Raw genomic sequence first — 5,235 nt, forward strand, 5'->3', positions numbered from 1 at the left:
TAACCTTTGCAGTGCCATCTTCCAATATGTTATCAACAAAGACTATCTGATCCTCATCGATATTGTCTAATGAAATTTTGTTATTCAAAAGAGCTATTTTCTTTCTATAAAAATAGGCACAGATAACACCAGCAATAATTACAATTGCTCCTAGTGTGCACTGAATAGTAAGTGAACAGCCAAAGAACGCACAGGCAGATGCTGTAAGAGCGCCTAGTAAGAAAGCAATAAGATAAACTGATGCCAGCATCATTTCAGTTCCTAAAAGAACCAGTGCAATTATCAGCCATATTAAATACTGTTCCATTCTTTTACTCCTTTTGCTGTTTCGCTCTTTTTCTTATTGAAAAATAGATGATAGCTATAAAAAACAGTAAGAAAACATATTCGCTGAATATATCAAGAAAAATCATTATAAAAAACAGCATCAGTCCTAAAAAAACATAAATTCCACGATTTTTTGACTTGGATTCTTCTTTTATCGCTTTTTGCACGGTTCTTTTACCTGTTTTTGATAAAACAGTGCTGTTGTTTTGTATTTTTGCTTTATCTTTGACTGCTGTATGTTTAATTCTATTTTCAGAATATGTTACTTCACATCTGCCATCTTTATTAGTCATAGCAGAAGATTCATTTTTAGAAAAGTTATTTGAGCAAAGCAGAGTATTTAGATTCTGCTTTAGGATTTTGTCGATAAGAGCAACATAGTCGCCGTTGACAACCTTATATCTGTCCATATGCTTATATCGTAGTTTTTATAATCATTTTTTCAATAGTAGCACAAGATTATGAAGATAGCTTAAGAATTATAGTATTGCTGTTACAAACATAGCCTTAAAAAAATCTGTTTTTGAAAAAAACAGTCAAAAGTTTTTTTATCTTTTATATCATTTTCTTGTATAATGTCACATCAATTTAATTAAGCAAATAATGACAGTCCGGTATCTCGGACTTCTTTATACAGATGCAGTGCATAAAATGTACTGCAGTTAAAAAATATAGTTTTAAGGGATTCACCTTAATATTTGCAATATGCATTATCCTAAACCTGGAGGAATAATATGTTACGCATTATGGAAGAGGCTCTAACATACGATGATGTTTTGTTAGTTCCTGCACACTCAACTGTTTTACCAAATACTGCAGATCTTCGTACTAGATTAACCTCCAATATTCAGCTGAATATCCCTATGATTTCTTCAGCTATGGATACTGTTACTGAGTCTAATCTTGCAATTGCATTAGCTCAGGAAGGTGGTATCGGTTTTATTCATAAGAATATGTCAATTGAGCGTCAGGCTCAGGAAGTTGCTAAGGTTAAGCGTTATGAGAATGGTATGGTTATTAAGCCAATTACTGTTCATCCTGAGGCAACAATTGATGAAGTTCGTCAGATGGCTGCTAAGAATGGTTTCTGCGGTTTCCCTGTTGTAGATGACAATCAGAATCTTTTAGGTATCATCACAGGTCGTGATACCCGTTTCCTTACAAATGGTAAGGTAAAGGTTCATGAGGCTATGACACCTAAGGAGAGACTAGTTACTGTTCGTGAAAATGAGTCTCGTGAAAATGTTCAGGCTTTAATGCAGAAACACCGCATTGAGAAGGTTTTAGTAGTTGATGATGCTTTCCACTTAAAGGGACTCATTACTGTTAAGGATTTCCAGAAGTCATCTAACAAGCCAAATGCATGTAAGGATGCTTTAGGTCGTCTACGTGTTGGTGCTGCTATCGGTGCTGGTGCAGGTAACGAAGAGAGAGCAAAGGCTTTAGTTGAGGCTGGTGTTGATGTTCTGTTAGTTGACTCATCACACGGTCATTCTCAGGGTGTTTTAGACAGACTTAAGTATTTACGTAAAGAATACCCAGAATTACAGATTATCGGTGGTAACGTTGCAACAGCTGCTGGTGCTTTAGCTTTAGCAGATGCAGGTGTAAATGCTGTTAAGGTTGGTATTGGTCCTGGTTCTATCTGTACAACTCGTATTGTTACAGGTTGCGGTGTTCCACAGATTACTGCAGTTTCAAATGCTGTTGAGGCATTAGAAGGTACTGGTATTACAGTTATTGCTGATGGTGGTATCCGTTACTCAGGTGATATTGCTAAGGCTCTTGCTGCTGGTGCTAACTGCGTTATGGTTGGTTCTATGTTTGCAGGTACTGAAGAAGCTCCTGGTGAAATTGAGATTTATCAGGGCCGTTCATTCAAGTCATACCGTGGTATGGGCTCTTTAGCTGCTATGTCTAAGGGTTCAGCTGACCGTTACTTCCAGTCAGACAATGCTGCTGATAAGTTAGTTCCTGAAGGTATTGAAGGTCGTGTAGCATATAAGGGCCTATTACGTGGCATTATTCATCAGCAGATGGGTGGCTTACGTTCAGCTATGGGCTTAACAGGTTGTGCTACTATTGATGAGTTACGTACAAAGGCTCAGTTCGTTCGCATTACAAATGCAGGCTTCAATGAGTCTCACGTACATGATGTAACCATCACTAAGGAAGCTCCTAACTACCAGAGCCACATTTAATCGATTTTATTTGTACCTGCTTTAATGCAGGTACATTCCTATCCATCAATTAAGAGTTCAAAATATGTCTTCACAGAACATCCATTCTGAAAAGATCCTGATTCTGGATTTTGGTTCACAGGTTACTCAGCTGATTGCTCGTCGTGTACGTGAAATCGGTGTTTATTGTGAAATCTATCCATATGATGTTGATCTTAATCTTATTAAGGAATTCAACGCTCAGGGAATCATCCTATCTGGTGGTCCTGAGTCTACAACTGAGCAGGGCTCACCTCGTGCCCCATCATATGTTTTTGAAGCTGGCGTTCCTGTTCTTGGTATCTGCTATGGTCTTCAGACAATGTCTGTTCAGTTAGGTGGTAAAGTTCAGGGCTCTTCAAAGCGTGAATATGGCCATGCTACTGTAGAAATCAAAGAGAAGTGTCCTTTATTTGATGGTTTAACCGATCATGAAGGTGAGAACAAACTTGATGTTTGGATGTCTCACGGTGACAAGGTTACATCTATTCCTGATGGCTTTGTTACAGTTGGTAGTACTGAAACATGTCCATATGCTGCAATCTACAATGCTGACAAGCAGTACTATGGTGTTCAGTTCCATCCTGAGGTAACTCACTCTAAGCAGGGTGGCGAAATCTTACGCAGATTCGTAATTGATGTATGTAAGTTACACGGTTTATGGTCTCCATCTGCAATTATTGATGATGCTATTGAGCGTATCCGTAAGCAGGTTGGTGACAGAAAGGTTCTTTTAGGTCTTTCAGGTGGCGTAGATTCTTCTGTTACAGCTTTATTACTTCAAAGAGCTATTGGTAAGCAGTTAACTTGTGTATTCGTTGATAATGGTCTTTTAAGACTCAATGAAGGTCTTCAGGTTAAGCAGATGTTTGAGCCTATGGATCTGAACTTTGTTTATGCAGATGCATCTGATAAGTTCCTTGAAGCATTAAAGGGTATTTCTGATCCTGAGCTTAAGCGTAAGGCTATTGGTAAGACCTTTATCGATGTTTTTGCTGAAGAGGCAAGAAAGCTTGAAGGTGTAGATTTCCTTGCACAGGGTACAATTTATCCTGATGTTATTGAGTCTGCAGCAGCAAAATCAGGTAAGGCTCATGTTATCAAGTCACACCACAATGTTGGTGGTTTACCAGACGATTTGAAGTTTGAACTTGTAGAACCATTACGTGAGCTTTTCAAGGATGAAGTTCGTCGTATTGGCGTAGCTTTAGGTTTACCAGAGGCTATGGTAATGCGTCATCCATTCCCAGGTCCAGGTCTTGGTGTAAGAGTTTTAGGCGAGGTTAAGAAAGAGTATCTTGATTTACTTCGTCAGGCTGATGCTATCTTCATGGAAGAGCTCAATAAATCAGGCTGGTACCACAAGGTAAGCCAGGCATTCACTGTATTCTTACCAGTACGTGCTGTTGGTGTTATGGGTGATCACAGAAGTTATGACTATGTGGTTTCATTAAGAGCAGTTAAGACAATTGATTTCATGACTGCTAAGTGGGCTGAGTTACCATATGAGCTGTTAGGCCACATCTCTAACAGAATCATTAATGAAATTAATGGTATTTCAAGAGTTGTTTACGATGTTTCAGGTAAACCTCCTGCAACAATCGAGTGGGAATAACTCTAGATATTGTTAACTATATAAAATAAAAGAAAAAAAGTAATATATTTTTTTTTCTTGAATGACGGCAAAATAGCGATAAATATAAATGCGTTATTTTGCCGTTTTGTTTTACTTTTACAAACAATAAGGAAACAAAATGAAATATCCATGGATTGACGAATTCCTACTTTCAAAGGCCGGTGTAACAAAAGATCTTCAAGCAGAGTGGAACTGGATTAGGTATATGATTGGAGGAAAAATGTTTGCTGCAGTCTGTCTTGATGAGACTGATACTCCATACTATATAACTCTCAAACTCGATCCGCTTGAAGGAGATATGCTAAGGCAGGAGTATGAAGATATTATTCCTGGCTACTATATGAACAAATCTCACTGGAATTCTGTTAAAGCAAATGGCTCTATTAAAGATGAATTATTAAAAGAGCTATTAGATAAATCATATAATCTAGTATTTGAAAAACTAACGAAGAAATTGCAAAAACAAATATTGAACGAGGAAAAAAATGGATAGTCTGATTAGCTGTTGCGGTTTGGATTGTTCAAAATGTCATTTGTACAAGAATATGTGCGAAGGTTGTAATGCATGTCATGGTAAAGTTTTTCATGCTCCTAAAGGTCAGGCCTGTCCTATATATGAATGTGCAGTTAATAAAAATGGATTTGAGTCTTGTACAAACTGTAAAGATCTTCCTTGCTTGATCTGGAAAAACACAAGAGATCCTTCCTTATCTGATAAAGAATTTGAAAATAGTATTCTTCAGAGGATAAAAGTTCTTAAGAATGATTAATTCTCAAAAAGATATTACCATCAATCCTTAATTGTTCAATCAGATTTACTCTGATTGGACAAACAAAACTAAAAATTGACAAGTTTTAAATCAGCCTAACTCCTAGAATTTACCTTGTACAAGGAAATCAGATGAGTTGATTGATTCAATATTCATCATACATTAAGTCCTTAGTATTGTTATTTTTTCTTTTTTTAAGGTAAATGATATGAAAGTTAAATTTGAAAATGTGCCAAACATGAAATTGGCTGGATTTCAGACTCGTGCCTCATTTGATAATGCA

Annotated in this window: 6 protein-coding genes; 4 read left to right on the plus strand and 2 right to left on the minus strand. The window is 37.0% G+C overall.

Translation table 11 applies throughout. The features are described from left to right. Both ACJML3_RS08530 and ACJML3_RS08535 read right to left on the minus strand, forming a co-directional pair. On the minus strand, positions 1-307 hold a 307-nt coding region (locus ACJML3_RS08530), incomplete at its 3' end, for an NfeD family protein (RefSeq protein ID WP_406022351.1). A gap of 4 nt (positions 308-311) precedes the next feature. Next, complete coding sequence (locus ACJML3_RS08535) at positions 312-620, minus strand: hypothetical protein (protein ID WP_406022353.1); 309 nt, start codon at positions 618-620, stop codon at positions 312-314. Between the two features lie 441 nt (positions 621-1,061). On the opposite strand from ACJML3_RS08535, the gene guaB reads away from it, so the two are divergent. From guaB to ACJML3_RS08555, 4 genes are all read left to right on the plus strand, one after another. Then, the gene (gene guaB, locus ACJML3_RS08540; protein ID WP_406022355.1) at positions 1,062-2,528 is read left to right on the plus strand and encodes an IMP dehydrogenase; all 1,467 of its coding nucleotides are present in this window, start codon (positions 1,062-1,064) and stop codon (positions 2,526-2,528) included. A gap of 64 nt (positions 2,529-2,592) precedes the next feature. Next, entirely contained in the window at positions 2,593-4,161 is a 1,569-nt protein-coding gene (gene guaA / locus ACJML3_RS08545; RefSeq protein WP_406022357.1) for a glutamine-hydrolyzing GMP synthase, read from the plus strand. Positions 4,162-4,300: 139 nt separating this feature from the next. Further along, entirely contained in the window at positions 4,301-4,675 is a 375-nt protein-coding gene (locus tag ACJML3_RS08550) for an MmcQ/YjbR family DNA-binding protein (protein WP_406022359.1), read from the plus strand. After that, positions 4,668-4,952: a DUF3795 domain-containing protein gene (locus tag ACJML3_RS08555; protein WP_406022361.1), complete on the plus strand. Its 285-nt coding sequence runs from the start codon at positions 4,668-4,670 to the stop codon at positions 4,950-4,952. Before ACJML3_RS08550 ends, ACJML3_RS08555 begins: the two co-directional genes overlap by 8 nt. The last annotated feature ends 283 nt before the right edge of the window (positions 4,953-5,235 follow it).

This window comes from Succinivibrio sp. (genome assembly GCF_045124615.1).
Taxonomy (GTDB): domain Bacteria; phylum Pseudomonadota; class Gammaproteobacteria; order Enterobacterales; family Succinivibrionaceae; genus Succinivibrio; species Succinivibrio faecicola.